The following is a 26,151-nucleotide window of genomic DNA, read 5'->3' on the forward strand; positions in this document are numbered from 1 at the left end:
CCCTCAGTACCCGAAGGTCCGGTCGACGGCGTCGAGCACGCGGTCCAGGTCGGGCAGGTAGTGCTCCTCCAGCTTGGACGGGGGGTAGGGGGTGGAGAAGCCGCCGACCCGGAGCACGGGCGACTCCAGGTGGTAGAAGCACTCCTCGGTGATGCGCGCGGCCAGCTCGGCGCCGAAGCCGCTGTTGACGGGGGCTTCGTGGACGACGACGACGCGCCCGGTGCGGCGGGCGGACTCCATGACGAGCGGCTCGTCCAGCGGGTTGAGCGAGCGCAGGTCGATGACCTCCAGGGAGCGCCCGTCGTCCTCGGCGGCGGTGGCGGCCTCCAGGCAGGTCTTGACCATGGGTCCGTAGGCCAGGAGCGTGACGTCGGCGCCGGGCCGGACGATCTTCGCGGAGTGCAGCGGGGTCCACCAGTCGGTGGAGCCGGTGTCGATGTCGGCCTTCTCCCAGTAGCGGCGCTTGGGCTCGAAGAAGAGCACCGGGTCGTCGCTGCGGATGGCCTGCTGGATCATGGTGTAGGCGTCGGCCGGGTTGGAGCAGGCGACGACGCGCAGGCCGGCGGTGTGCGTGAAGTACGCCTCGGGCGACTCGCTGTGGTGCTCGACCGCGCCGATGCCGCCGCCGCAGGGGATGCGGACGACGACCGGCAGCTTGATCGCGCCCAGCGAGCGCATCGGCATCTTGGCGAGCTGCGTGATGATCTGGTCGGCGGCGGGGAAGACGAACCCGTCGAACTGGATCTCGCAGACCGGCCGGTAGCCGCGCAGCGCCAGCCCGATGGCGGTGCCGATGATGCCGGACTCGGCCAGCGGCGTGTCGATCACGCGGTCCTCGCCGAAGTCCTTCTGCAGCCCGTCGGTGACGCGGAACACGCCGCCCAGCTTGCCGACGTCCTCGCCCATGATGAGGACCTTGGGGTCGTCCTCCATGGCCCGGCGCATGCCTTCGTTCAGGGCTTTGGACAAGCTCAGTACCGTCACTTCTCGAACCCCTCCAAGTACGCGGCGAACTGGGCGCGCTCCCGGTCGATCAGGGCGTGGGGCTCGCGGTAGACGTGGTCGAAGATGTCGAGCGGCTCGGGGTCGGGCATGGCCAGGCAGCGGCGGCGCAGGTCGGCGCCGAGCTGGTCGGCCTCGGCGTCGACGGAGTCGAAGAACGCCTGGTCGGCCTGCTGGTTCTTGAACAGGTACGCCTTGACCCGCTCGATCGGGTCTTTGAGCTTCCACGCCTCCAGCTCGCTGGCCACGCGGTAGCGCGTCGGGTCGTCGGTGGTGGTGTGGGCGCCCATCCGGTACGTGAACGCCTCGATGAGGGTGGGGCCCTGCCCGGTACGGGCGGCTTCGAGCGCCTTGCGGGTCACCGCGAGGCAGGCGAACACGTCGTTGCCGTCGACCCTGACGCCGGGGAAGCCGAACCCGGAGGCCCGCCGGTAGAGGGGGATGCGGGTCTGCTTCTCCAGCGGCTCGGAGATGGCCCACTGGTTGTTCTGGCAGAAGAACACGATCGGCGCGTTGAAGACGCTGGCCCAGATGAACGACTCGTTGACGTCGCCCTGGGAGGTGGCGCCGTCGCCGAAGTAGACGATGGTGGCGGCGCTGGCGTCGTCGCGCTGGATGCCCATGGCGTAGCCGACGGCGTGCAGGGTCTGGCTGCCGATGACGATCGTGTAGAGGTGGAAGTTGTGCTCCTTGGGGTCCCACCCGCCGTGGTTGACGCCCCTGAACAGGCCCAGCAGCTTGACCGGGTCGACGTCGCGGCACCACGCCACGCCGTGCTCGCGGTAGGTGGGGAAGGCCATGTCGGCGTCGGTCAGCGCGCGGCCCGAGCCGATCTGGGCGGCCTCCTGGCCGAGCAGCGAGGCCCAGATGCCCAGCTCGCCCTGGCGTTGCAGGGCCACGGCCTCCAGGTCGATGCGCCGGACGAGCACCAGGTCGCGGTAGAGCGACCGGATCTCCTCCGGGGTCAGGTCGATGTCGTAGTCGGGATGCTCGACCCGCTCTCCCTCCGGGGTGAGCAGCTGGACGAGCTCAGGAGATGATCCTGAGGCGTCTATGGTCATGCGCCACTCCTGCTGGTCAGGGGCCGGTCTATGGGATGGGGTTGCCACCTTAGGCCAGCCTTACCTAACGCCGAACCGCGAGGTGGTGGTTCGTACGCGTTTGGGGCCATCGTGGCAGACGTCACAGCCCTGTGCGCAAGCCCCATGTCCTCCCCGTTCCCGTTGTAGTGACAGCCACACGCGCCGGTAGGCTGTGCTTCCCACCCACCCACCGCTCCCAGGAGGAACGCAGTGGCCCGCGTCATCGTGGACGTCATGTTGAAGCCCGAGATCCTCGATCCGCAGGGCCAGGCCATCGCCAGGGCGCTGCCCCGCCTCGGTTTCTCCGGCGTCTCGGCCGTGCGCCAGGGCAAGCGCTTCGAGGTCGAGCTCGACGGCCCGGCCGACGAGGCGGCGCTCGAAGAAGTGCGCAAGATGGCGGAGACGCTGCTCGCCAACACCGTCATCGAGGACTTCAGCGTCCGGGTCGAGGGCTAAGGCACATTTGCCGCCCCGATTTCCCCTGGGGCGGTTAAAGCCTGGTTGGGCCGTGCCACAATGCCACGGGCGTGCCAACACTAAATAACAACAACGTGATTTTGCGGTTAGCCCCGTTTTCTCAGGGAAACCTACTCCAGGTGAGATTCCGGCGCCCGGAGGAGTCCGGTGGATATTGAGTTCTCGTTGGCACTGCCTCGGGATGCGATCGGCATACCGATGGTCAGGCGAGTGCTAGGCGACGCCATGCGTTCACTCAACGTGAGCGAGACGTGCATCGCCGACATGCTGCTCGCCGTCTCCGAGGCGTGCTCCAACGCGGTCCGGCACGGAGGGCCGGCCAACCGCTACGAGGTGACGGCGGCCATCGGCGCCGGCCAGTGCGACGTGCGCGTGGCCGACAACGGTGACGGCGTCCCGACGATGCCGCACTCCTTTCCGCCCCCCGACACCGAGAACGGCCGCGGCCTGCTGATCATGCGCAGCGTCGTCGACGAGATCTCCTTCGGCATCACCCCCGGCCGGGGCACCACGGTCCACCTGCGCAAGCACCTCGCCTGGGACGACGGCGCCGACGCCCGTCCCCGCGAGCTCGCCGCCGTCTAGCGGCGGCACCTGAGCTGCGCCTTCGCTCCACCACCGAGTCGATGCGGACCACCCGAGCGCACCCGATAACCTGATGTCACCGCCGTCCGCCCCAAGAGACGGTGGTGCGCGCGCGCATTCCTCCGGAGGGGACGACAGTCATGAGCGCTGCCCGTGTGGGCGTAGTCACGTTTCCAGGAACTCTCGACGACCAGGACGCCGCCAGAGCCGTGCGCCTCGTGGGCGCCGAGGCGGTGCCGCTGTGGCACGCCGACCACGACCTGAAGGGAGTCGACGCCGTCTTCCTGCCCGGCGGCTTCTCCTACGGCGACTACCTGCGCTGCGGAGCCATCTCGCGCTTCGCGCCGCTCATGGAGGAGCTCGTCCCCGCCGCGAAGGCGGGGCTGCCCGTGATCGGCACCTGCAACGGGTTCCAGATCCTCTGCGAGGCGCACCTGCTGCCCGGCGCGCTCACCCGTAACGCCTCGCTCCACTACGTCTGCCGCGACCAGCGGCTCAAGGTCGAGCAGACCGGCACCGCCTGGACGAACGCGTTCACGCCCGGCCAGGAGATCGTGCTGCCGATCAAGCACGGCGAGGGCCGCTACGTCGCCTCCGACGACACGCTGGCCGCGCTGGAGTCGGGCGGGCACGTGGTGTTCCGCTACGTCGGCAACCCCAACGGCTCGCTCAACGACATCGCCGGCATCCGCAACGAGGCGGGCAACGTCGTCGGCCTCATGCCGCACCCCGAGCATGCCGTCGAAGAGCTGGTCGGCGCCCCGAGCACCGACGGCCTCGGCATCTTCACCTCCATCCTGAAGAACCTGGTGAACGCATGACAGACAGTGTGAAGCGGGCGGCCGAGACTCCCGACGAGCCGATGCCCTTCGCCGAGCTCGGCATGAAGCAGGACGAGTACGACCGGGTCAAAGAGATCCTGGGCCGCCGTCCCACCGGCTCCGAGCTGGCCATCTACAGCGTCATGTGGTCCGAGCACTGCTCGTACAAGTCGTCCAAGGTGCACCTGAAGCAGTTCGCCACCAAGGCGCCCAAGTCCGAGGCGCTGCTCGTGGGCATGGGCGAGAACGCCGGCGTGGTCGACATCGGCGACGGCTGGGCGGCCACGTTCAAGATCGAGTCGCACAACCACCCGTCCTACGTCGAGCCGCACCAGGGCGCCGCCACCGGCGTCGGCGGGATCGTGCGCGACATCATGTCGATGGGCGCCCGCCCGATCGCCGTCATGGACGCGCTGCGCTTCGGCGCCGCCGACGCCGTCGACACCCGCCGGGTGCTGCCCGGCGTGGTCGAGGGCATCAGCAGCTACGGCAACTGCCTCGGCCTGCCCAACATCGGCGGCGAGGTCGTCTTCGACCCCTGCTACCTCGGCAACCCGCTGGTCAACGCCCTGTGCGTGGGCCTGCTGCGCAAAGACCAGATCAAGCTCGCCACCGCGCCCGGCCCCGGCAACAAGGTCGTGCTGTTCGGCGCGTCCACCGGCCCCGACGGCATCGGCGGCGCCTCCGTGCTGGCCAGCGCCACGTTCGAGGACGAGTCGCAGGCCAAGCGGCCCGCCGTGCAGGTGGGCGACCCGTTCATGGAGAAGCTGCTCATCGAGTGCTGCCTGGAGCTGTACGCGGCCGACGTCGTCGTCGGCATCCAGGACCTCGGCGCGGCCGGCGTCTCCTGCGCCACGACCGAGCTGGCCGCCAAGGGCACCGGCGGCATGACCGTCGACCTCAACCTGGTCCCGCTGCGCGACCCCTCGCTCAGGCCCGAGGAGATCCTCATGAGCGAGTCGCAGGAGCGCATGATGGCGGTCGTGCGGCCCGGCGACATCCCCGCGTTCATGGCGATCTGCGCCAAGTGGGACGTGCCCGCCACCGTCATCGGCGAGGTCACCGACACCGGCCGCCTCGTCATGACCTGGGACGGCGAGGTCATCGTGGACATCCCGCCGGGCACCGCCGCCGACGACGGCCCCGTCTACGAGCGGCCCTTCCACGAGCCCGCCGGCCAGGCCGCGCTCAACGCCGACACGCCCGACCGGCTGGAGCGGCCCGCCGACCTGCGCGCCACCCTGCTCAAGCTGCTCGGCTCGCCCAACCTCGCCTCCAAGGCGTGGGTGACCGACCAGTACGACCGGTACGTGCGCTCCAACACCGTGCTGGCCCAGCCGGCCGACGCGGGCATGCTGCGCATCTCCGAGGCCATCGAGGGCGCCGAGCCGACCACGCGGGGCATCGCGCTGTCCACCGACGGCAACGGCCGCTACGCCAAGCTCGACCCGTACGCGGGAGCGCAGCTCGCGCTCGCCGAGGCGTACCGGAACGTGGCCGTCACCGGCGCCAAGCCGCTGGCCGTCACCAACTGCCTCAACTTCGGCTCCCCCGAGGACCCCGAGGTCATGTGGCAGTTCGCCGAGGCCACCCGCGGCCTCGCCGACGCCTGCAAGGCGCTCGGCGTGCCCGTCACCGGCGGCAACGTCTCCTTCTACAACCAGACCGGCTCCACCGCCATCCACCCGACGCCCGTCGTGGGCGTGCTCGGCGTCATCGACGACGTCGCCAAGCGGGTGCCGACCGGGTTCACCGGCGAAGGGCTGCGGGTCGTGCTGCTCGGCGACACCGGCGCCGAGTTCGGCGGCTCCGAGTGGGCGCACGTCGAGCACCACCACCTGGGCGGGCTGCCGCCGCAGGCGAACCTCGCGGCCGAGCAGGCCCTGGCCACCGTGCTCGTCGAGGCGGCCCGCCGCGGGCTGCTGGAGGGCTCGCACGACCTGTCCGACGGCGGCCTGGCCATCGCGCTGGCCGAGTCCTGCCTGGCCAAGGGGGTCGGGGCCGAGATCGAGCTGACCGGCGACGCGTTCACCGACCTGTTCAGCGAGTCGGCCGCGCGGGCGCTCGTCGTCGTGCGGCCCGAGGCTTACGACGAGTTCGCCTCGCTGTGCGGGCGGCACGACGTGCCGTGCTACGGGCTCGGGGTGACCGGCGGGGCGTCGCTGGTCGTCAAGGGCGTGTTCGAGGTCTCCGTGGAGGATCTGCGGGAGACGCACACGGCGGCGCTGCCCGCGCTGTTCGGCTGAGGATTTCCACGGGCGAGGGCCGGTACGGGGTTCCGTGCCGGCCCTCCTCCGTTGTCACGCCTTCTTCATGCAGACGACGTAGACGGTGCCGCTGACGCTGGTGCCGTTGTTGCCGCCGCCGTGGGTGAAGGTCTGCTCCGACGGGGTGGCGGTCGGCGTCGCCGTCGGGGCGGCGGCCTTCCTGTCGTAGTCGTCGTTGCCGCCGCCGTTGTCGTCCTTGGCCACGCTGACGGTCCAGCCGTTGCCGGAGGGCATGCTGGCGGTGACGACCGCGTTCTTGAGGGTGCCGAACGAGAAGCCGCCGCCGGTCACCATGCCGCCGTAGCCGCAGCTCGCGGTCTCGGAGCCGGTTCCCCTGATGGTCGCCGTCTTGGTGTAGGTGGTGTAGGTGGCGCCGGAGCCGGGGTCACCCTTCGGACCCTTCGGGCCCTGCGGGCCGGTGTCGCCCTTCGGTCCCTCGGGGCCGCGCGGGCCGGTCGCGCCGTCCTTGCCGTCCTTGCCGGGCAGGCCGTCCTTGCCGTCCTTGCCGTCGGCGCCCTTCGGGCCCTGCGGGCCGGCGGGGCCGGGCTCACCCTGCTTGCCCTGCGGGCCGACCGGGCCGGTCTCGCCCTTGGGGCCCTGGATACCGGGCTTGCCCTGGGGGCCGGCCGGGCCGCGCTCGCCCTGGCGGCCCTGCTCGCCCTGCTGGACGGTGGTCGTCGAGGTGGAGGAGCCGCCGATCAGGATCCGCTCCTCCGTCTTCCTGCACTTCGTCGTCGGGTTGACGATGCGGGCGTACCGCGTCTTCTTGTGCACGCAGGCGTGCACCTCGGAGGCGGCGGAGGAGGCGGTGGCGACGCCACCGACGGTGAGCAGCGAGGCGGCCAGCGCCCCGGCGGCGGCGAGCGTGATCGTGCGCCCGCCACGGATCTTGATGGCCACGGCTTTCCTTCCAGGGGAACGAGTGGTGCTCATGTTGTGCATGAGATTCACGCTTCGACCGTTCCAATGGATGACAGCGACTACATAACGTGTATGTCACGAAACGGAGGGTTACTGACCAGATTGACGGACTGTCTCCGACTCGGGTGAGTAAAAGGACGCATTGGCGACACCGATCTCCCGTGGATAATCGGTCTGTGCCAACGCGCGGCCCCACGCCCTACCTCCCCCCGGCCACCCAGCCCGTACGCGGCGTGGTCTGGGCCATCCACCTGATCCTGCCCCTGCTCGGCCTCTGGCTCCTGCTGGCCCAGCCGCACATCAACATCTTCTGGCAGCACAACGCCAGCCACTTCTGGCTGATCCTCCTGGTGGCCGGCGTGAACGTGGTGCTCGGCGTCCTCATCAGCGAGGCCTCCAGGCGGCGGCAGGACGCCCGCCTCTTCCTCGTCTCCATGGTCTTCCTGAGCAGCGCCGGGTTCTTCTTCCTGCACGGGCTGGCCACGCCGAAGGTGATCCTGCCCACCGGCTCGGTCGGGTTCGACATCGGCCAGCAGGTGGGGCTGTCGATCGCCGCGGCGTTCGCGTTCGTCTCGGCGCTGCCGCTCCAGGAGAAGGCGGCCGCGGCGGTGCTCGGGGCGCAACACTTCATCAGGGGGGCGCTGCTCGGGTTCATGGCGCTCTGGGGCGTCGTGTCGCTGGTGCCCGGCCTGACGCCGCTCAGCGAGCCGCCCATGGTCTCGCCGATGGACTGGCTGATGTGGGCGTCGGTGCCCGGCCTGCTGCTGTACGCGGCGGCCAGCGTCATGATGTTCCTGCTGCACCGGCGGCGCCCGGCGGCCATGCTGATCAGCCTGATCACCGCGTACGCGCTGCTGGCCGAGTCGATGGTCGCGGGCATGTCGCAGCTCAACTGGCACCTGTCGTGGTGGGAGTGGCACATCCTGCTCACGCTCGCCTTCGTCTTCGTCGCCTACAGCTCCTACCTGCAGTTCAGGCGGGAGGGGTCGAGCGCGGGCCTGTTCGACTCGGTGGCGCTCGCGGCGACCGTGCGGCGCATCCAACGCGACTACGACGAGGCGCTGGAGGAGCTGGTCGAGCACGTACGCCGGGGCGAGCCGCTGGCGGCGGCCCGGTTGTCGGGCAAGTTCCGGCTCAACGAGGGCCAAGCGGCGGTGCTCGACCGGGCGGGCGAGGCGCTGGCCAACGAGCGGGAGCTGTCGGAGCGGCTGGCCGCGCTGGTGGCGGTGAGCGCGCAGACCAAGGTCGGGCTGCCGGAGAACGAGCTGCTGACGGTGTCGCTGGAGCGGGTGCGGCAGGCGTACGGGGATGTGAAGATCGCCCTGGTGTCCGAGGGGCGCACGCAGATCGGCTCGCGCGACTACGCGTTCACCGACGGCAACCCGATCCGGCGCGACCAGCTCCTGGCCTTCCCCCTGACCGTCAAGGGCAACCTGGCGGGCGTGCTGGAGGTGCCGGTCGGGCGCACCAGCCAGGACGAGGCGCTGGCCGCCACGCTGGCCGGGCAGCTGTCGATCTCGCTGGAGAACGCCCGCCTCTACCAGGAGCTGCACACGCTCTTCCACCAGTACATGTCGCCGGACGTGGCGCACGCGCTGCTCGCCGACCCGGCGCAGGCGGAGCTGGGCGGCCAGCTCAAGGAGCTGACGGCGTTGTTCGCCGACCTCAAGGGCTTCACCACGTTCTCGGAGAAGGTGACGCCGGGCGAGATCGTCGAGATGCTCAACCGCTACCACACGGCCGCCGTCCCCTGCATCCTCAACAACGGCGGCACGATCGTGCAGTTCGTGGGTGACGCGCTGCTGGCGCTGTTCAACGCGCCGGCGACGCAGACGGGGCACGCGCGCCAGGCGTGCCGGGCGGCGCTGCAGATGCAGCAGGCCGCCGCCGAGATCGCCGAGGAGATGGCCTGGAAGGTCGACACGGTGGAGTGGCCGACGTTCCGGGTGGGCGTCAACACGGGGCCCGCGCTGGTCGGCAACATCGGCAGCCCCGAGCTGCGCGGCTTCAACGCCATGGGCGACGCCGTGAACGTAGCCGCCCGGCTCCAGGCCCTGGCCGAGCCGGGCACGGTGGTGATCGGCGAGACCACCTACCGGCAACTGGGCGATGGCGTGAAGGTGAAGTCGCTGGGTGCGCTCAACCTCAAGGGCAAGGAGGAGCTCGTCACGGCCTACGTTCTTGAGGGATTGGCGTAGTAAGTCGGTTCGTGTGCCGACATAATCGGGCGCATGGATGCAGAGCCCGGAGAGTTCCTCACCATGCTCACGGCCGAGGAGGTCGAGGATCTGCGCTCGGCCGGGCGGCTGCGGCGCTGGGACCGGGGCACGACCATCATGACCGAGGGCGACACGTCCGACTGGGTGCTCGTGCTGCTGGATGGCCGGGTCAAGTGCTCCTCGCACACCAGCAGCGGCACCGAGGTGGTGCTGGCCGTCCGCGGCCCCGGCGCGCTGCTCGGCGAGCTGTCGGCCATCGACGGCTCGCCCCGCTCGACGACCGTGACCGCGCTGGAGCCGATCTCCGGGATCGTGGTGCGCGACTTCATCTCGTTCCTGGAGTCCCACGGGCGCATCGCCGTCCTGCTCATGCGGCTCATCAGCGGCAAGCTGCGCGACTCCGACCGCAAGCGCATCGAGTACGGCGCCTTCGACACCACCGGGCGGGTGGCGACGCGGCTGCTGGAGCTGGCCGACCGGTACGGCGAGAAGACCAACAGCGGCGTCCGGGTGGCGCTGCCCCTGTCACAGGACGAGCTGGCCGGCTGGACCGGCGCCTCCCGGGAGGCGGTCAGCAAGGCGCTCCGCACCCTGCGCGACCGGGGCCTGATCGAGACGGGCCGGCGGCGCGTGGTGATCCACGACCTCGAAGGGTTGCGCAAGCGCGCCAGGTGACGTTCGGGGCCCCTGGCACCAAACCGGACGTACGTCGTACGTCATAGTGGAGGGCATGGTCGCGGTCACCCCCCAAGACGGCACACGCATGCGCTACGCCTGGCGGGTGTGCGCGGTCACCAGCCTGGGCCTCGTCCTCATCGGCATCGCCGGCAGCACGCTCAACGTCGCGCTGCCGACGGTCGTGCGGCACTTCCGCGCCGACGCGCTGGAGTCGGGCTGGATCCTGCTGTCGTTCCTGCTGGTCAACACCGCGAGCCTGGTGCTGTTCGGCCGGGTGGCCGACCTGCTCGGCAGGCGGGAGGTGTACCTCGCGGGGTTCGCGCTGTTCACCGTGGCCTCGCTGCTGGCCGGGTTGTCGCCGGGCGTGTGGTTCCTGATCGCGATGCGGGTGCTGCAGGCGATCGGCGCCGCCATGATCCTCGCGAACGGCACCGTGATCATCACCGACGCGTTCCCGCCCGAACGGCTCAGCCAGGGCATGGGCGTCTACATCGGCACGCTGTCGGTGGCCCAGCTCGCCGGGCCCACGCTCGGCGGCCTGATCGCGGAGACCGCCGGCTGGCAGTGGATCTTCTGGGTGAACGTGCCCGCCGGCCTGCTCGCGCTCGGCGTCGGCGCGGCGATCTTACGCAAGATGCCCAGGCGGCCCAAGGAGCCGGTGGACGCGCTGGGCAACGTGCTGGTGTTCGCGGCGCTGTCGGCGCTGCTGCTGGCGCTGTCCACGGCCGGCTCCAGCGGACCTACCAGCCCGGTCGTGCTGGCCGGGGCGGGCCTGTTCGTGGTGCTGGTGCCGCTGATCGTGCTGGCCGAGCGGCGCGCCCCGAACCCCGTGCTGGACCTGCGGCTGTTCGGCGGGCGGCTGCTGACCTGCGCAAACCTCGCCTCGTTCTGCAACGCCCTCGCCCGCTCCGCGCTGATCCTCGTCGTGGCGCTGTACTTCCAGGCCGCCCGGGGCGTGGACGCCTTCACGGCCGGGCTGAGCGTGCTGCCCGTGCCGGTCGGGATCGGGCTGGCCTCGCCGATCGTGGGCCTGCTGGGGCAGCGCATCTCGCCGTACGCGCTGTCGATCGGCGGCGCGGTGATGAGCGCGGCCGGGCTCGGCACCCTGATGCTCACGGCCGACCCCGGCACGCCGTACTGGGTGATCGGGATCGGCCTGTTCGTGGCCGGCTGCGGCAGCGGCACGTTCCTGACCGGCAACACCACCCAGGTCATGCGGGCGCTGCCGGCCGGCAGCCTGGGGGTGGTCAACGGCTTCCGCGTCATGGTGATGAACGTCGGCATCGTCATCAGCGTCGGCCTGTCGCTCAGCGTCCTGACCGCCTCGGTGGGGCCGCAGGTGCGGGCCCAGGTGTACGCCGGAACCCTGTCCACGCTGTCACCGGTGGCGGTGGGCCAGCTCATGGACGGGTTCCAGCGGGCGTACGCGGTGCTGTTCGGGGTCGCCCTCATCGGCGCCGTGCTGGCGGCCCTGGCCCGCCAGCCTCAGAGCGCGCCTCAGAGTGCGCCCGCCAGGCGGGACTCGACGTCGCGGTAGCGGGCGACCGGCACCAGGTGGACGCCGGCGAAGGCGCCGCTGTCGCGCAGGGCGAGGACCTGCTCGCAGGCCGCCTCCACGCCCGCCATGCGGTCGGCGGCCACCCTCGCGATCAGCTCCTCCGGCAGCGCGATGTCGGGGATGGCGGCGGCCAGGGTGCGGGCGTGCCGCTCGCTGGCCAGCACCATGACACCGGCGTAGACGGGCACGTCGACCGGGTGCGCCTCGCGCCAGCGCAGCTGCTGCTCCACCGAGAAGCTGACCTGGGAGAACAGGAAGTCGGCCGTGCGCTTCCACGCGGGCAGCGGGCGCAGCCCGGCGGCGGCCCCCACGCGGAAGTCGGCTGAGAAGGCCCGCGCCTCCTCGATCATGGAGCGCACGTTCAGGTCGCCGGTCCGGTTGCCGCTCGTGGGCTTGTCGCCGTAGACGAACAGGAACTGGTCGACCCCGTACGCCGCCGCCGTCAGCAGGTCGCGCCGGAAGCCGAGCAGGTTGCGGTCGCGCGAGTTGAGGCAGGCGATGCCGCGCCCGCCCATCGCCTCGACCTCGTGGGCGACGGCCACGCTGGAGACGGTGGCGCGGCCGATGTGGTTGTCGGGGATGAGGAACGCGTGGGCGATCTTGCTGAGGGTGCCGATCTGGTGCCGTACGTGCTTCAGATCGGGCTTGGTGGGGGGTTCGATCTCGCAGATCGGCTCGAAGGGCATGGTCTGGACTCTAACGCCGGCCGGCGAGCGCCTCGATGCCGCCCAGCACCAGATCGACCCCGAACGTGTCGTACAGCACCGGGTCCGTGCCTCCCACCAGCGGGCGGGCCATCTCCACCAGGTACGGGTACGTCTCCACGGGCAGTGACTGCAGCCCGACCATCTTGGCCCTGACGCGGGCCTCGCGGTCGGGCTCGGCCTGCCCGTGGACGGGGGCGTCGGCGATGGCGATGGCGCTCTGCAGCAGGTACTTGGTGATCAGGCAGCTCTCGTCCACGCCGAACCCGGCGGCGCGGGCCAGCCCGAGCGCGTGGTTCCAGACGGCCAGGAAGTTCGGCACGGCGACGGGGTCGATCTGCTCCAGCACGTTCTTGGCGCAGGGGTGCGTGCGCAGCGCCCTGATCAGACCTTCGGTGAGGTCGCGGAGCTGGGCCTGCCAGGGGCGGTCGTCGGCGGGCTTGGGGGCGAAGCCGCCGATGAGGTGGTCGGCCATGCCGACGAGCAGTTGTTCCTTGTTCTTGAAGTGCCAGTAGAGGGCCATCGGGGTGACGCCGAGGTCGGTCGCCAGGCGGCGGATGGTCACGGCGTCGATGCCCTCGGTGTCGCCGATCTCCAGGGCGCGCTCCGCGATCGCCTGAGCGGTCAGTTTTCCCATCACGGTTGACAACTATACGCCGTACAAGTTGAACTATACGGCGTACAAGTACGCTGTATAGGAGGAACCGCCATGCGGTGGTGGGCACTGGTCGCCGTGACCTTGGGCACGTTCATGACCTATCTCGATAACAACGTGGGAAATGTCGCCTTGCCGACGATCCAGCGGGAGCTGGGGCTGACGATCTCCGGCCTGGAGTGGATCGTGAGCTCGTACATCCTGGTCTTCGCCGGCCTCATGCTGGTCGGCGGGCGGCTCGCCGACGTGCTCGGCGCCCGCCGGGTCTTTCTCGGCGGGCTGGCCGTCTTCACCGTGGCCTCGCTCGCGGCCGGGCTGGCCACCTCGGGCGGGGCGCTCATCGCCGCGCGCGCCGCGCAGGGCGTCGGCGCCGCGTTGCTGACGCCCACCACGCTCGCGTTGATCGGCCAGATCTTCCCCGACCCCGCCGAGCGCGGCCGGGCCGTGGGCATCTGGAGCAGCGCCGGCGCGTTGTCCATGGCGCTCGGGCCTGCCCTGGGCGGCTTCATCAGCGAGCACCTGCACTGGGGCTGGATCTACCTGATCAACGTCCCGCTCGGGCTCGTCACGGCCGGCATCGCGATCCGGGCCCTGCCCGCCGCCGCCCGGCGGGTGCGCCACAGCCTCGACCTGCCCGGCCTGACCCTGTCGGCGCTCGCGCTGTTCGCGCTGACGTTCGCGCTCATCGAGGGCGAGACGCTCGGCTGGACCTCGGCGCCCATCCTGGCCGCGTTCGGCGGGTTCGCGGCGGCCGTCGCCGGGTTCGTGGCGGTCGAGTCGCGCGCGGCCGAGCCGATGATCGCGATCTCCCTGTTCCGCTCGCGCGTCTTCACCGGCGGCATGCTGACCAGCGGCATCTGGTCGTTCGGCGTGTTCGGCATCTACTTCTTCAGCGCCCTGTGGCTGCAGAACGTGCTCGGCTTCAGCCCCACCCAGGCCGGCGCCTCGTTCGTGCCGATGGCCCTGGTCATGGGCGTCGTCGCGCTGCTGTCGCAGCAGGTCAGCGCGCGGCTCGGCATCGGCCGCACGGTCGCGCTCGGCATGGCGCTCATGGGCAGCGCGATCTTCCTGCTCTCCCGCGTCGGCGCCGACGGCGACTTCGCCGACGTCGCCCCCTGGTTCATCCTGTACGGCCTCGGCGGCGGCCTGCTCGTCCCCCTGACCGCCGCCGTCCTCAACGGCATGCCCAAGGGCCGCTCAGGCGTGGCCTCGGGCGTCCTCAACGTCTCCCGCGAGGTGTTCGGGCTGCTCGGCATCACCGTGCTGGGGGCGCTGCTGACCGCCACGCAGAACGCGAGCGGCCTGCCGCCGCTGCCCGCCTTCCTCGACGGCTACCGGTTCACGCTGGTCGTCGCGGCGGTCGTGGTGCTGGCGGCGATCCCGGTCGCGCTCTGGTCGCTGCGCCCCCAGCCGGCCCCGCCCGAGGAGCCTCAGGCCGCCGCCACCCCGGAGACCGTCGGGTCCTCGAACTGAGTGCGGTACAGCTCCTCGTAGCGGCCCCCGGCGGCGAGCAGCTGCGCGTGCGTGCCGCGCTCGACGATCCGGCCGTCCTCGATCACCAGGATCAGGTCGGCGGCGCGGACGGTGGACAGCCGGTGCGCGATCACCACGGCGGTCCTGCCTTCCAGCGCCTCCCCCAGCGCCGCCTGCACGGCCGCCTCCGAGGTCGAGTCGAGCGCCGCGGTGGCCTCGTCCAGGATGACCACGCGCGGCCTGGCCAGCAGGAGGCGGGCGATCGTCAGCCGCTGGCGCTCGCCGCCCGACAGCCGGTAACCGCGCTCGCCCACCATCGTGTCCAGCCCGTCGGGCAGCGACCTGATGAGGTCGGCCAGGCGGGCGCGGGTGAGCGCGTCCCAGATCTCCGCCTCGTCCGCCTCCGGCCTGGCCAGCAGCAGGTTGGCGCGGATCGTGTCGTGGAAGAGGTGGCCGTCCTGGGTGACCATGCCGAGCGTGTCGCGGATGCTGTCCGCGCTCAGGTCGCGCACGTCCACGCCGCCCAGCCGGACGGCGCCGGAGTCGACGTCGTACAGGCGGGGCAGGAGCTGCGCGATCGTGGACTTGCCCGCCCCGGACGAGCCCACCAGCGCCACCATCTGCCCCGGCTCGGCCCGGAACGAGACGCCGTGCAGCACCTCGACGCCGCCGCGCGTGTCGAGCGTGGCGACCTCCTCCAGCGAGGCCAGCGAGACCTTGTCGGCCGACGGGTAGGCGAAGCGCACGTCGTCGAACTCGACCGACACCGGGCCCTCCGGCACCTCCCGGGCGTCCGGCTTGTCCTGGATGAGCGGCTTGAGGTCGAGCACCTCGAAGACGCGCTCGAAGCTGACGACCGCGCTCATCACGTCCACGCGGGCGCTGGCCAGCGCGGTCAGGGGCGCGTACAGGCGGGTCAGCAGCATGGCCATCGACACCAGCGCGCCGGGCGCGAGCTGCCCGGCCAGGGCGTAGAAGCCGCCGAGCCCGTACACCAGGGCCAGCGCCAGGGCCGAGACCAGCGTCAGCGCGGTGACGAACGCCGACTGCGTCATGGCCGAGCGCACCCCGATGTCGCGGACGCGGCGGGCCCGGCGGGCGAACTCGGCCGACTCGTGCGCCGGCCGGCCGAACAGCTTGACCAGCGTCGCGCCCGGCGCCGAGAACCGCTCGGTCATCTGGGTGCCCATGGCCGCGTTGTGGTCGGCCGCCTCGCGCCGCAGCCGGGCGATCCTGGTGCCCATCCGCCGGGCCGGCAGCACGAACACGGGCAGGAGCAGCAGCGCCAGCAGCGTGATCTGCCAGGAGATGCCGACCATCGCGACGAGCGTCAGCGCCAGCGTCACGATGTTGCCCGCCACGCCGGACAGCGTGTCGGTGAAGGCCCGCTGCGCGCCGATCACGTCGTTGTTCAGCCGGCTGACCAGGGCGCCGGTGCGGGTGCGCATGAAGAACGCGACCGGCATCCGCTGCACGTGGTCGAAGACGGCCGTACGCAGATCGAGGATGAGGTCCTCGCCCAGGCTCGCCGACAACCACCGGTTCACCAGGCCGAGGCCCGCCTCCGCGATCGCCAGGCCCGCGATCGCCAGCGCCACCGTGACGACCACGCCGAGCGGCTCGCCGGAGAAGATGGCGTCCACCACCCGGCCCGCCAGCAGCGGCGCCCCCACCGCCAGGCCCGCCGTCACCACGCTCAGCAGCAGGAACAGCGTCAGCTTGCGGCGGTGCGGGCGCGCGAACGCGCCGATACGCCGGAGCGTCGCCCTGGAGACAGAGCGACGCTCGGGCCGGTTGTTCATCGAGTACAGCTGGTGCCAGGCCGTCACTTCCATGCTCATGGCATGGACGCTACGACCTCAAGTTAAGTCGAGGTCAAGCCCCGATCTTCTTGCCCTGCGCGTGCCAGACCACGGCCACCGACGGGCGCGGCTGGCTGCCCTCGCCGTCGGGCCAGCGGCTGCTCGGGGCGTCCGGGCTCGCGCCGTCCGTCTCGCCCGGGTGCTGCACCGCCACGAACACGCTGCGCTGGTCGTCCGAGACGAGCGGGCCGCAGGTCTCCGCGCCGACCGGCACGGTCAGGAACTGGCGCACGTAGCCCCGCTCCCTGCCCTTGACCGGCATCACGAACAGGCCGTCGTTCATGCCCAGCGCGTTGCCGTCCGTGGAGATCCAGAGGTTGCCGTCCTTGTCGAACGTCACGTTGTCCGGGCAGGAGATCGGCGAGACCTTGGTCTTGTCGAAGCCGGCGAAGTACGTGGAGGCGTCGTTCGGGTCACCGCAGACCAGCGGGAGCGACCAGGCGAACGTCCGGCCGCCCGCGTCGTTGCGCCGCTCCACGATCTCCAGCACGTGGCCGTGCTTGTTCGACGGGCGCGGGTTGGCCTCGTCCACCTGGGCCGCCGTGCGGTTGCTGTTGTTGGTCAGCGCCACGTAGACGCCGCCGGTGACCGGGTTGCGCTCGATGTCCTCGGGACGGTCCATCTTCGTCGCGCCCACCTTGTCGGCGGCCGTACGGGTGTAGACCAGCACCTCCTGGGCGGACATGCCGTCCACGTACGACCTGTCGCCCGACACCAGCGGGATCCACTCGCCCGAGCCGTCGAACAGGCCGTCGGAGGGCAGCTTGCCGGAGCCGTCGATCTCGCTCGCCGGGCTGTCGCCGGTGAACTTGGCCACGTACAGGGTGCCCTCGTCCAGCAGCGCCCGGTTGTGCCGGTCGAATCCCGGGATGTAGCGGTTCTTCGAGACGAACTTGTAGATGTACTCGAAGCGGCCGTCGTCACCCATGTAGACGACCAGGCGACCGTCGCGGGCCAGCGTCGTGGTGGCGGCCTCGTGCGCGAAGCGGCCGAGCGCGGTGCGCTTGACCGGCGTCGAGTCGGGGTCGAACGGGTCGATCTCCACGATCCACCCGAACCTGTTGACCTCGTTCGGGTGCTTGGCCAGGTCGAAGCGCTCCTCGACGCGGTCGAAGCGGCGGCTCGACGACGGGGTGCCGGTGGTGATCGAGTAGCGCGAGATGTACGGCTGCTGCGCCGCGGGCACCTTGTCGGCGTTGACGAAGTACTGGTTGAAGTTCTCCTCGGTGGTCAGCACCGTGCCCCACGGGGTGGTGCCGCCCGAGCAGTTGTTCAGCATGCCGACGGGCGTCGTGCCCTTGGGGTCGGCGGCCGTCTTCAGCAGGTCGCTGCCGGCGGCGGGGCCGGAGAACCGCATCGGCGTCTGCGCGGTGATGCGGCGGTTGTAGCGGCGGCGGCCCTTGGTGACCAGCTTCCACTCGCCGGTCCTGCCCGCCCGCTCGATCTCCACGACCGACCCGCCGTGCGCGGCCAGCCCGATCCTGATCTGCTCCTCGGTCGCCGCCGCGCCACCGGTGTAACCGCGGAACATCAGGCTCTCGTCGGTGTACTCGTGGTTGACCCACATCAGCGCCCGGTCCCGGCCCATCGGGAAGACCGTCACGTAGTCGCAGTTGTAGCCGAACTGCTTGCTCTGGGCGTCGGCGGTCTGGTTGTCGAAGTCGAACGCCGGCGCGTCCGGCAGCACCGGGTCACCCCACCGCACGACCACGGAGGACTGGTAACCGTCCGGGATGGTGAGCTTGTCGTCCTTGTTCGGCCGCACGGCGGTGAACCTGATGTCACTGCCGCCGCCGCTCCACCCGTGCCCGGCGGCGCTCACCCCGGGCTCGTCGGCCAGCGCCGGCACGGCCCCCGCCACGCCCGCACCCACCACGACGGCGCCTAGCGCGCCGGCGCGCAGCACGCCGCGCCGCGACAGCGCCTCCTTCACCACGTCGCCGAAGTAGGCGTTGCCGGTGGTGTTGGCCACGTCATGCGCGCACGCGTTGCCGCAGCGGAACTGACAGGTCAGCGCGGATCGGCCACCTTTGTGCGGGGTGGAAAGCAACGGCAGCAGCCGCCGCCCCGCGTTGGGGTTCGCCACAGGTCCTCCAGATAAGTGCGCGGTTGTACCGCCGGGAGGCTACGGTCGCCGTCGAAACCTCAGGTGAACGACGACCTCCGTCTCGATGAACGCTTCCCGCGAGACAATGGCCGGGTGCCACCACGCAAAATGGATCAGGAGAAGCTGAGAGCGGCCCTCGACGGGCAGCTCGTCGCGCTCGACGAGCCCGCCTACGACGGGCCCGCCGCCGCGCTGCCCGACGCGCTCGTGGCCGCCGTGCTGGCCGCCTACGAGCGCGGGCTCCAGCCCGAGCGCGACGCCGGGCGGATGGCCGTTCGTCACCTGCTGGACAAGCTGGCGAGCGCGGCGCCCGGGCGCACCGTCGAGGTGCGGGTGCCGCCGTATGCGGCCGTGCAGGCCATCGAGGGGCCGCGGCACACGCGCGGCACGCCGCCGAACGTGGTCGAGATGGACGGGCGGACGTGGATCGAGCTCGCGCTCGGGCGGCTGACCTGGGACGAGGCCATGGCCAAAGGAGCCGTGTCAGCGAGCGGCGCCCGAGCCGACTTGTCCGGATATTTGCCGCTTTAGCGGGTGCCGCTCATCCAGGGGAACTTGCTCTCGAAACAGCGATCCGCCAGCTGGCCCGGCAGGTGCGCGCACTCCTGCACCACGTTCCAGAACCAGATCGCCACGATCGCGAACAGGATCAGCGACAGGACACTGATCACGATGCCGGCGATGGCGCGGCCCTTGCCCGCCCGCTTCACCAGCGCCACCCAGCCGAACACGATCGACAGGATCGCGGTGATCAGGCCCGTGAAGCAGACGAACACCAGGAAAGGGCTGGCCACGCCCAGCACCAGCGAGGCCGTGGCCAGGCCGCTGCCCGGCTTCGCCTGCTCGTACTGACCGTACTGCCCGTACTGGCCGCCGGACTGGCCGCCGTACTCGCCGCCGTACTGGCCGCCGGGCTGGCCGCCGTACTGGGGCTGGCCGTACGCGCCGCCGTGCTCTCCCGGCTGGCCGAGCTGGCCGTACTGGCCGGGCGGGGCGCCGTACGGGGCTCCCGGGGGCGGAGGTGGTGGATAGCCGGGCGGGCCGCCGTACGGGCTGGAGGGCGTCGTGCCCGGCACCGACGGATCCGGCTCCTGCCCTTCCGTGGGCCCACCCCCGGGCGCGCCCGCCTGGCCGCCCTGCGGCACCGTGCCCGCTCCGGGGATCCGCGTCCCTCCGGGCGGCGTGCTCTCCCAGGGCGCCACCCCTCCTCGGACGACCCGCCCGCGCTCCCACCGGACGGCCCGCCCTGCGCGAACGAGGCGCCCTCCCCGGTCGAGGCCGCTTGCCAGGGCGCGGCGCCCTCCCCGGACGAGGGCGGCTGCTGCCACGGCGCGGCGCTCTCCCCGGACGAGGCGCTCTCTCCGGTCGAGGGCGGCTGCTGCCAGGGCGGAGGGCTCTCCCCCGCCGGCGTGCCCGCCCCGGGCGGCGGTGCGAAGTGCGGCTGCTCCGGCTGGTCGCTCTGCTCGTAGCGGGAGGGCGCCTGCCTGGCGGGCGGCTCCTCCTGCGGCTGCCCGCCCCAGCCCGGATAGGACGGGGTGGCGCCGGGGATCGGGTACACCTGGGTCGCCTCGGCGTCGCTCCCGGTGGGCTGCGGCGTCTCCGGCGAGGTCGGCAGGTCGGGATGGGACGGCTCGCCGGCCGGCCTCGGCTCGTGCGTCGGCGGCACGTCGGGCCGCGGCACCACAGGCGGAACGGGCGCGATCGGCTCATCCCCCGGCTCCCGCGAAGGCTCAGGCCCAGGCTGAGGCGCGGGCGTAGGTCCGGGTGGGGGCGTGGGCTCGGGCTCCGGTACGGCGGCGCCGCCGTGGGGCCGGCGCCCGGAGGGCCGCCGGAGGACCACTCCTCGGGCGTCTCGTCCCCGCCGGTCGGCCCGCCCGCGTAAGGCTCGTAGGGCCGGAGCGCGGGCGGCCGCTCGTCCTCCGGCAGCGTGCCCTCGCTCCACCACTCGGGCTCGTGCTGCGGCGGCGCGCTCTCGGGCCGGCCCGCCTGGGGGCGGTCCTCTGGGGAGCGGCCCTCCTCGGGGCGGTCCTCCTGGGAGCGGCCATCCTGGGGGCGGTCCTCGCCCGGGCGCCGTCCTTCGCGAGGCTCGTTCGGGTTCTCGCGGGGCTCGTTCGGGTCCTCAGGTGTGGTCACGTCTGCGTCTCCCGAGGGTCTGCATGCCGGATACTTCACCCTTTCGCGGAAGCCGTCGGCTAAACCACGCGACACGGTAAGAGGCCGCTCATCCTTGGGTCACCATGCGCCAAAGCACCAGGCGGGAGGCAAGATGAGTGCATGCTGGACGAGACCTTGACGTACGCGCTCATCAAGCTCATGAAGGCCCACCGCAACCAGCTCGCCGCCGCGCTGATCCCGCTGGGCCTGCACGTGGGCCAGGAGCTGCTGCTCAACCAGCTGTGGCGCGAGGACGGCCTCACGCAGGGCGAGCTGATCGCCCGGCTGGGCGTCGAGCCGCCGACCGTCACGAAGACCCTGCAACGCCTGGAGCGCGTGGGCTTCGTCTACCGCGCCCCCGACCCCGACCGGCCACGGATCGGCCGCGTGTACCTGACCGACGCGGGCAAGGCCCTGCGCGAGCCGGTGGAGGCGATCTGGCGCGAGCTCGACGCGGACCTCCAGCGCGGCTTCACCCAGGAGGAGCGCGAGTTGCTGGCCAAGCTCCTCCGCGTCGGGCAGAGCTGAGTTCACCCCTGGCGAAACACCCTTGCCACGCAAGCACCTCTCCCACTTAGCTGGCTAATTAGTCGGCTAATTCCAAGGAGACTTTCCATGCATGTACTCGTCACCGGCGGCTCGTCCGGTATCGGCGCCGCCACCGCCCTCGCCTACGCCAGAACGGGCGCGGACGTCACGATCACCTACAACCAGGGCGCCGACCGCGCCGCCGAGATCGTCAGGCGCGTCGAGAAGGAGGGCGTCCGCGGCGCGGCCGTCCATCTCGACCTGGAGGACCACAGCACGATCGCGCCCGCCGTGGCGCAGACCGGCCCGGTGGACGCCCTCGTCGCGAACGCCGTCCGCTGGGGCACGGTCCAGCCGGGCAGCATGGCGTTCGAGGACGTGCCGGCCGCCGAGTGGTCCGCGGCGCTGCACGCCAACGTGGCCGGCAACGCCCTGCTCATCCAGGCGGTGCTGCCGGAGATGCGGCGCAGGCAGTGGGGCCGGATCGTGCTCGTCTCGTCCGGCATCGCCGAGGAGGGCGTGCCGGGCCCCGGCCCGTACGGCACCGCGAAGATGGCCCTGCACGGCATGGCCAGGGCCCTGGCCTGGGAGGCGGGCAAGGACGGCATCCTCGTGAACGTGGCCGTCGCGGGCCTCACGGTCACCGGCGTCCGCGCGTTCCCCCAGGAGGTGCTCGACCGGCTCGCGGCCCGCACGCCGTCACGCCGGCTCTCCACCGCCGACGACATGGCCGCGCTGATCGTCTTCCTGGGCTCGGCGGCCAACCACAACGTGACGGGAGAGATCATCCGCGACGGTTCGAATGCGGGCAGGTCAGCCCACGCCCTCTGATTTCCACCCGGGTGTGCGAGCACGGAAGCGGCCAACCTAAACTGAGGCATGTGCTGAAGGGCGACGGCCGGCTCGGCCATGACCTGGACCCCCACGACCGCGCACCTAAAGACGCCTGCGGTGTCTTCGGCGTCTGGGCTCCGGGCGAGGAAGTTTCCAAACTCACCTACTACGGGCTGTACGCGTTGCAGCACCGCGGCCAGGAGTCCGCGGGCATCGCGGTCAGCGAAGGCAGCCGCATTCTCGTCTACAAGGACATGGGCCTGGTCGCCCAGGTCTTCGACGAGTCGGTGCTCAGCACCTTGCGCGGCCACCTGGCGATCGGTCACTGCCGCTACTCCACGACCGGGTCCAGCGTCTGGGAGAACGCGCAGCCCACGCTGAGCTCCACCGAGGTGGGCGGCCTGGCGCTGGCCCACAACGGCAACCTCATCAACACCCCGGAGCTGGCCCAGCGCCTGGCTCCGGGCTCCATCCGCGCCACCACCGACACCGAGGTCCTGACCACGCTGCTCGCGCAGGATCGCAGCCGCTCGGTCGAGGACGCGGCGGCGGAGCTGCTGCCGCAGGTCAAGGGCGCGTACACGCTGGTCTTCATGAACGAGAAGACGCTCTACGCGGCCCGCGACCCGCAGGGCATCCGCCCGCTGGTGCTGGGCCGGCTGGAGCGCGGCTGGGTGGTGGCCTCCGAGACGGCGGCCCTCGACATCGTGGGCGCCACGTTCGTGCGCGAGGTCGAGCCGGGCGAGCTGCTCACGATCGACGAGCAGGGTGTCAGGTCCCGCCGCTTCGCGCTGGCGGAGCCGAAGGGCTGCCTGTTCGAGTACGTCTACCTCGCCCGCCCCGACACCACCATCGCCGGGCGCGGCGTCCAGGTCACCCGGGTCGAGGTCGGCCGGGTGCTGGCCCGCGAGCACCCGGTGGAGGCCGACCTGGTCATCCCCACGCCCGAGTCGGGCACGCCGGCCGCCGTGGGTTACGCCCAGGAGAGCGGCATCCCGTACGGCCAGGGCCTGGTGAAGAACTCCTACGTGGGCCGCACGTTCATCCAGCCCTCGCAGACCATCCGGCAGCTCGGCATCAGGCTCAAGCTCAACCCGCTGCGCGAGGTCGTGGAGGGCAAGCGCCTGGTGGTCGTGGACGACTCGATCGTGCGCGGCAACACCCAGCGGGCGATCGTGAAGATGCTGCGCGAGGCGGGGGCGCGCGAGGTGCACGTCCGCATCTCGTCGCCGCCGGTGAAGTGGCCGTGCTTCTACGGCATCGACTTCGCCACCAGGGCGGAGCTGATCGCGGGCTCGCTGTCGGTGGAGGAGATCCGCGCCTCGCTCGGGGCCGACTCTCTCGGCTACATCTCTTTGGAGGGCCTGACCGAGGCCACCACCATCCCGTCCGACCGGCTCTGCCGCGCCTGCTTCACGGGCGAGTACCCGATCCCGATCGACCAGGACAACGTGGGCAAGTTCGTGTTGGAGAGCAAAGCGTGAGCACTTACGAGGCCGCAGGGGTGGACATCGAGGCGGGTGAGCGCGCCGTCGAGCTGATGAAGGACAAGGTCGCGCGCTCGCGGCGGCCCGAGGTGGTCGACGACGCCAGCGGCTTCGCCGGCCTGTTCGACGCCTCGGCCCTGCTGAAGTACCAGCGCCCGCTGCTGGCCACCTCCACCGACGGCGTGGGCACCAAGGTCATGATCGCCCAGCAGTACGGCAAGCACGACACGATCGGCATCGACCTGGTCGGCATGGTCCTCGACGACCTGGTGGTCTGCGGGGCCGAGCCGCTGTTCATGACCGACTACGTCGCCTGCGGCAAGGTGGTGCCCGAGCGCATCGCCGAGATCGTCGGCGGCGTGGCGGAGGGCTGCCGCCTGGCCGGGGCGGCGCTGGTCGGCGGCGAGACGGCCGAGCACCCCGGCGCGATGGGCCCCGACGAGTACGACCTGGCCGGGGCCGGCACGGGCGTGGTGGAGGCGTCCGCCATGCTGGGGCCGGACCGGGTGGCCGCCGGCGACGTGGTGCTGGCGATGGCCTCCTCGGGGGTGCACTCCAACGGCTACTCGCTGGTGCGGCACGTGCTGCGGGAGAGCAACCTGTCGCTCGACGCGGTGCTGCCCGAGCTGGGCCGGCCGCTGGGCGAGGAGCTGCTGGAGCCCACGCGCATCTACTCGCTGCACTGCCTGGAGCTGGCCAGGGCGGTGGAGGTGCACGCCTACGCGCACATCACCGGCGGCGGGATCGAGAGCAACCTCGCGCGCTCGCTGCCGCCTGGCCTGGACGCGCTGCTCGACCGCTCGTCCTGGACACCTCCGGCGATCTTCGGCGTCCTGTCGGCCTACGGGAAGATCGCGCAGCGCGACATGGACCGCACGTTCAACCTCGGCGTCGGCATGGCCGCCGTGCTGCCCGCCGAGGCGGCCGACGCGGCCATCGGGCTGCTGGCCGGTCGCGGCCTGGACGCCTGGGTGATGGGCGAGATCGCGCCGGGCACCGGCCAGGCCCGCTACCGCTGACGACCACGGGCCAGGCGCAGGCGACGCCTGGCCCGCACCCGTGCCCGGGCATGCGGAAGTGGACGCATCACAGAGGTGATCGTGATGCGTCCACCGCTAACTTTCCGACACACGTGACGAAAGCCCCACGGTTGCCCGTGGGGCCCGACGAGCGTGAGCGAGGCTCCCGGCGTGCGCGCCGCCGGGCCCCTCGGCCACATCACTCAGGAGAACGGCTAACGGCGGCCGGACGTACGGCCATCGTCGTCGTCTCCGGCGCCATAGTCATCGGCGTAATCGGCATAGCGATCCGCCAGCTCATCGTTGAGGTCGTCGGCGTCGTCATTGCGGCTGGAGTCTCCGACCCCGAGTTCGTCGCGAAGACGGTCAAGATCCGTGCCACCGCTGTTGTACTTCAGCTGGCGAGCAACCTTGACCTGCTTGGCCTTTGCTCGGCCGCGCCCCATTGGCTCGACCCCCTCGTGTGGGGTCGTCCCCGACCCCTCGTCGCTAACGCACCACACACTGACGCCGCCTGACTACGGGCGTCAGCCTATCGTTCGCCTATTACCGTACCTGTTTTGTGCCCAGCTCGGTACGCCGTATGGGCGCGGGGCGTCAGTGCCCTAGCCAAATGGCCCGAATACGCCCGACTTCCGACATTCTGCGCTCGGCCAGCCTATCTGCTGCGACCGCGGGTGGAACGCCCTCGTCGGCCGCGATCGCGAAGATCTTCAGAGTCGTGTCGTAGATCTGGGCAGCCTTCGACCTGGCTCGTTCCATGTCGAAGCCGCCGATCTCGTCGGCGACCTGGATCACACCGCCGGAATTGACGACGTAGTCGGGCGCGTACAGGATGCCGCGCTCGGCGAGTTGCTTCTCCACGCCGGGGTGGGCGAGCTGGTTGTTGGCCGCGCCGCAGACGATTTTCGCGCGCAGCGTAGTCACGGTCTCGTCGTCGAGCGCGCCGCCCAGGGCGCACGGGGCGAAGACGTCGAGGTCGGAGGCCATCAGCGTGCGCGCGTCGGCCACCACGTCCACCTCGGGGTGGCGCAGGCGCACCCGCTCGACCGCCTTGGGGTCGACGTCGCAGATCACCACCTCGGCGCCGTCCTCGCGCAGGAGCTCGACCAGGCGGTGCCCCACCTTGCCGACCCCCTCGACGCCGACCCGCCTGCCGTGCAGGGACGGCGTGCCGTAGACGCGCTCGGCCGAGGCCCGCATGCCCTGGAACACGCCGAACGCCGTCAGGATGGAGGAGTCTCCGGCCCCGCCGTTCGCCGTCGTGCGGCCGGTGACGAAGCGCGACTCGCGGGCGACGACGTCCATGTCCTCGCTGTAGGTGCCGACGTCGCAGGCGGTGATGTAGCGCCCGCCGAGCGACTCGACGAACCTGCCGTAGGCGCGCAGCAGCGCCTCGCTCTTGTCGCGGGCCGGGTCGCCGATGATCACGGCCTTGCCCCCGCCCAGGTCGAGGCCGGCCAGCGCGTTCTTGTACGCCATGCCCTTGGCCAGGTTGAGCACGTCGGCCAGCGCCGCGGACTCGCTCTCGTAGGGATAGAACCTCGTGCCACCCAGGGCCGGGCCCAGCGCCGTGTTGTGGATGGCGATGATGGCACGCAGGCCGCTCTGCTCGTCGGCGCAGAAGACGACCTGCTCGTGAACGTCTTTGTGAGACGCTCCGAAGACGTCGGTCACGGTAGTGACTCCCTGTCCGGTCCGCCGCACCGTCGCGGCGG

The 26,151-nt window shown here is 71.3% G+C and carries 23 protein-coding genes; 13 read left to right on the forward strand and 10 right to left on the reverse strand.

Features of this window, described 5'->3' with window-relative positions:
- Positions 1-3: 3 nt before the first annotated feature.
- Together KIS93_RS29155 and pdhA are read right to left on the reverse strand one after the other, a co-directional pair.
- A complete protein-coding gene (locus KIS93_RS29155; RefSeq protein WP_080044656.1) occupies positions 4-984 on the reverse strand; it encodes an alpha-ketoacid dehydrogenase subunit beta in 981 nt (326 codons plus the stop codon).
- A complete protein-coding gene (gene pdhA / locus KIS93_RS29160) occupies positions 981-2,063 on the reverse strand; it encodes a pyruvate dehydrogenase (acetyl-transferring) E1 component subunit alpha (protein WP_080044655.1) in 1,083 nt (360 codons plus the stop codon). The genes KIS93_RS29155 and pdhA overlap by 4 nt, the downstream gene beginning before the upstream one ends.
- 231 nt (positions 2,064-2,294) lie before the next feature.
- Between pdhA and purS the strand changes: the two genes are divergently transcribed.
- The 4 genes from purS to purL all read left to right on the forward strand — a co-directional run bounded on the left by purS (position 2,295) and on the right by purL (position 6,213).
- Positions 2,295-2,540, forward strand: coding sequence for a phosphoribosylformylglycinamidine synthase subunit PurS (gene purS, locus KIS93_RS29165; protein WP_080044654.1), 246 nt, complete (start codon positions 2,295-2,297; stop codon positions 2,538-2,540).
- A 219-nt stretch (positions 2,541-2,759) separates the two neighbouring features.
- The gene (locus KIS93_RS29170; protein ID WP_080044652.1) at positions 2,760-3,146 is read left to right on the forward strand and encodes an ATP-binding protein; all 387 of its coding nucleotides are present in this window, start codon (positions 2,760-2,762) and stop codon (positions 3,144-3,146) included.
- 140 nt (positions 3,147-3,286) lie between these two features.
- On the forward strand, positions 3,287-3,967 hold the full coding sequence (gene purQ, locus KIS93_RS29175; RefSeq protein WP_080044651.1) for a phosphoribosylformylglycinamidine synthase subunit PurQ: 681 nt from the start codon (positions 3,287-3,289) through the stop codon (positions 3,965-3,967).
- On the forward strand, positions 3,964-6,213 hold the full coding sequence (gene purL / locus KIS93_RS29180; RefSeq protein ID WP_080044649.1) for a phosphoribosylformylglycinamidine synthase subunit PurL: 2,250 nt from the start codon (positions 3,964-3,966) through the stop codon (positions 6,211-6,213). The genes purQ and purL overlap by 4 nt, the downstream gene beginning before the upstream one ends.
- 54 nt (positions 6,214-6,267) lie before the next feature.
- Here purL and KIS93_RS67655 read toward each other — a convergent pair whose 3' ends face one another.
- On the reverse strand, positions 6,268-7,134 hold the full coding sequence (locus tag KIS93_RS67655; RefSeq protein ID WP_196223950.1) for a collagen-like domain-containing protein: 867 nt from the start codon (positions 7,132-7,134) through the stop codon (positions 6,268-6,270).
- Positions 7,135-7,331: 197 nt separating this feature from the next.
- On the opposite strand from KIS93_RS67655, the gene KIS93_RS29190 reads away from it, so the two are divergent.
- From KIS93_RS29190 to KIS93_RS29200, 3 genes are read left to right on the forward strand one after another with little or no spacing between them, the layout of a single operon-like run.
- Positions 7,332-9,353: an adenylate/guanylate cyclase domain-containing protein gene (locus KIS93_RS29190; RefSeq protein WP_230465746.1), complete on the forward strand. Its 2,022-nt coding sequence runs from the start codon at positions 7,332-7,334 to the stop codon at positions 9,351-9,353.
- A 33-nt stretch (positions 9,354-9,386) separates the two neighbouring features.
- Positions 9,387-10,049: a Crp/Fnr family transcriptional regulator gene (locus KIS93_RS29195; RefSeq protein WP_080044646.1), complete on the forward strand. Its 663-nt coding sequence runs from the start codon at positions 9,387-9,389 to the stop codon at positions 10,047-10,049.
- A gap of 55 nt (positions 10,050-10,104) precedes the next feature.
- Positions 10,105-11,589, forward strand: a complete 1,485-nt coding sequence (locus KIS93_RS29200; RefSeq protein ID WP_080044644.1) for an MFS transporter — start codon at positions 10,105-10,107, stop codon at positions 11,587-11,589.
- Here KIS93_RS29200 and KIS93_RS29205 read toward each other — a convergent pair.
- Positions 11,550-12,296: a methylenetetrahydrofolate reductase gene (locus KIS93_RS29205; protein WP_080044642.1), complete on the reverse strand. Its 747-nt coding sequence runs from the start codon at positions 12,294-12,296 to the stop codon at positions 11,550-11,552. The genes KIS93_RS29200 and KIS93_RS29205 overlap by 40 nt on opposite strands.
- Positions 12,297-12,306: 10 nt before the next feature.
- The gene (locus KIS93_RS29210; protein WP_080044640.1) at positions 12,307-12,951 is read right to left on the reverse strand and encodes a TetR/AcrR family transcriptional regulator; all 645 of its coding nucleotides are present in this window, start codon (positions 12,949-12,951) and stop codon (positions 12,307-12,309) included.
- Between the two features lie 72 nt (positions 12,952-13,023).
- Between KIS93_RS29210 and KIS93_RS29215 the strand changes: the two genes are divergently transcribed.
- Entirely contained in the window at positions 13,024-14,442 is a 1,419-nt protein-coding gene (locus KIS93_RS29215) for a DHA2 family efflux MFS transporter permease subunit (RefSeq protein ID WP_080044638.1), read from the forward strand.
- Here KIS93_RS29215 and KIS93_RS29220 read toward each other — a convergent pair.
- Together KIS93_RS29220 and KIS93_RS29225 are read right to left on the reverse strand one after the other, a co-directional pair.
- Positions 14,400-16,283: an ABC transporter ATP-binding protein gene (locus KIS93_RS29220; protein ID WP_080044636.1), complete on the reverse strand. Its 1,884-nt coding sequence runs from the start codon at positions 16,281-16,283 to the stop codon at positions 14,400-14,402. The genes KIS93_RS29215 and KIS93_RS29220 overlap by 43 nt on opposite strands.
- 34 nt (positions 16,284-16,317) lie before the next feature.
- Positions 16,318-18,390 carry a PhoX family protein gene (locus tag KIS93_RS29225; protein WP_080044635.1) on the reverse strand — a complete coding sequence of 691 codons (2,073 nt, stop codon included), beginning with the start codon at positions 18,388-18,390 and terminating at the stop codon, positions 16,318-16,320.
- 114 nt (positions 18,391-18,504) lie between these two features.
- On the opposite strand from KIS93_RS29225, the gene KIS93_RS29230 reads away from it, so the two are divergent.
- Positions 18,505-18,942: a sterol carrier family protein gene (locus tag KIS93_RS29230; protein WP_418113503.1), complete on the forward strand. Its 438-nt coding sequence runs from the start codon at positions 18,505-18,507 to the stop codon at positions 18,940-18,942.
- On the opposite strand, the gene KIS93_RS29235 is transcribed toward KIS93_RS29230, so the two are convergent.
- On the reverse strand, positions 18,939-19,613 hold the full coding sequence (locus tag KIS93_RS29235; RefSeq protein ID WP_186404503.1) for a DUF4190 domain-containing protein: 675 nt from the start codon (positions 19,611-19,613) through the stop codon (positions 18,939-18,941). The two genes, KIS93_RS29230 and KIS93_RS29235, sit on opposite strands and share 4 nt — an antisense overlap.
- A gap of 1,072 nt (positions 19,614-20,685) precedes the next feature.
- Between KIS93_RS29235 and KIS93_RS29240 the strand changes: the two genes are divergently transcribed.
- The 4 genes from KIS93_RS29240 (at position 20,686) to purM (ending at position 24,433) form a co-directional block, all read left to right on the forward strand.
- Positions 20,686-21,093 (forward strand): MarR family winged helix-turn-helix transcriptional regulator, encoded by a 408-nt coding sequence (locus tag KIS93_RS29240; protein ID WP_080044630.1) that lies wholly within the window; start codon positions 20,686-20,688, stop codon positions 21,091-21,093.
- A gap of 87 nt (positions 21,094-21,180) precedes the next feature.
- Positions 21,181-21,924 carry an SDR family NAD(P)-dependent oxidoreductase gene (locus tag KIS93_RS29245; protein WP_080044629.1) on the forward strand — a complete coding sequence of 248 codons (744 nt, stop codon included), beginning with the start codon at positions 21,181-21,183 and terminating at the stop codon, positions 21,922-21,924.
- 50 nt (positions 21,925-21,974) lie between these two features.
- On the forward strand, positions 21,975-23,411 hold the full coding sequence (gene purF, locus KIS93_RS29250) for an amidophosphoribosyltransferase (RefSeq protein ID WP_080044628.1): 1,437 nt from the start codon (positions 21,975-21,977) through the stop codon (positions 23,409-23,411).
- Positions 23,408-24,433, forward strand: a complete 1,026-nt coding sequence (gene purM, locus KIS93_RS29255; protein WP_080044627.1) for a phosphoribosylformylglycinamidine cyclo-ligase — start codon at positions 23,408-23,410, stop codon at positions 24,431-24,433. The genes purF and purM overlap by 4 nt, the downstream gene beginning before the upstream one ends.
- 215 nt (positions 24,434-24,648) lie before the next feature.
- Here purM and KIS93_RS29260 read toward each other — a convergent pair whose 3' ends face one another.
- Both KIS93_RS29260 and KIS93_RS29265 read right to left on the reverse strand, forming a co-directional pair.
- A complete protein-coding gene (locus tag KIS93_RS29260; protein WP_080047438.1) occupies positions 24,649-24,879 on the reverse strand; it encodes a DUF3073 domain-containing protein in 231 nt (76 codons plus the stop codon).
- Positions 24,880-25,030: 151 nt separating this feature from the next.
- Positions 25,031-26,110 (reverse strand): Glu/Leu/Phe/Val family dehydrogenase, encoded by a 1,080-nt coding sequence (locus KIS93_RS29265; protein ID WP_080044626.1) that lies wholly within the window; start codon positions 26,108-26,110, stop codon positions 25,031-25,033.
- Between the last annotated feature and the right edge of the window lie 41 nt (positions 26,111-26,151).

Source organism: [Actinomadura] parvosata subsp. kistnae (genome assembly GCF_900323885.1).
Lineage (GTDB): Bacteria > Actinomycetota > Actinomycetes > Streptosporangiales > Streptosporangiaceae > Nonomuraea > Nonomuraea composti.

What these genes read in the sequence shown, in the direction of transcription:
- pdhA (WP_080044655.1), bottom strand. Translation starts at nt 2,063, where the DNA reads ATGACCATAGACGCCTCAGGATCATCTCCTGAGCTCGTCCAGCTGCTC.
- KIS93_RS29170 (WP_080044652.1), top strand. Translation starts at nt 2,760, where the DNA reads ATGGTCAGGCGAGTGCTAGGCGACGCCATGCGTTCACTCAACGTGAGC.
- purQ (WP_080044651.1), top strand. Translation starts at nt 3,287, where the DNA reads ATGAGCGCTGCCCGTGTGGGCGTAGTCACGTTTCCAGGAACTCTCGAC.
- purL (WP_080044649.1), top strand. Translation starts at nt 3,964, where the DNA reads ATGACAGACAGTGTGAAGCGGGCGGCCGAGACTCCCGACGAGCCGATG.
- KIS93_RS29195 (WP_080044646.1), top strand. Translation starts at nt 9,387, where the DNA reads ATGGATGCAGAGCCCGGAGAGTTCCTCACCATGCTCACGGCCGAGGAG.
- KIS93_RS29200 (WP_080044644.1), top strand. Translation starts at nt 10,105, where the DNA reads ATGGTCGCGGTCACCCCCCAAGACGGCACACGCATGCGCTACGCCTGG.
- KIS93_RS29205 (WP_080044642.1), bottom strand. Translation starts at nt 12,296, where the DNA reads ATGCCCTTCGAGCCGATCTGCGAGATCGAACCCCCCACCAAGCCCGAT.
- KIS93_RS29210 (WP_080044640.1), bottom strand. Translation starts at nt 12,951, where the DNA reads ATGGGAAAACTGACCGCTCAGGCGATCGCGGAGCGCGCCCTGGAGATC.
- KIS93_RS29215 (WP_080044638.1), top strand. Translation starts at nt 13,024, where the DNA reads ATGCGGTGGTGGGCACTGGTCGCCGTGACCTTGGGCACGTTCATGACC.
- KIS93_RS29220 (WP_080044636.1), bottom strand. Translation starts at nt 16,283, where the DNA reads ATGAGCATGGAAGTGACGGCCTGGCACCAGCTGTACTCGATGAACAAC.
- KIS93_RS29240 (WP_080044630.1), top strand. Translation starts at nt 20,686, where the DNA reads ATGCTGGACGAGACCTTGACGTACGCGCTCATCAAGCTCATGAAGGCC.
- KIS93_RS29245 (WP_080044629.1), top strand. Translation starts at nt 21,181, where the DNA reads ATGCATGTACTCGTCACCGGCGGCTCGTCCGGTATCGGCGCCGCCACC.
- KIS93_RS29260 (WP_080047438.1), bottom strand. Translation starts at nt 24,879, where the DNA reads ATGGGGCGCGGCCGAGCAAAGGCCAAGCAGGTCAAGGTTGCTCGCCAG.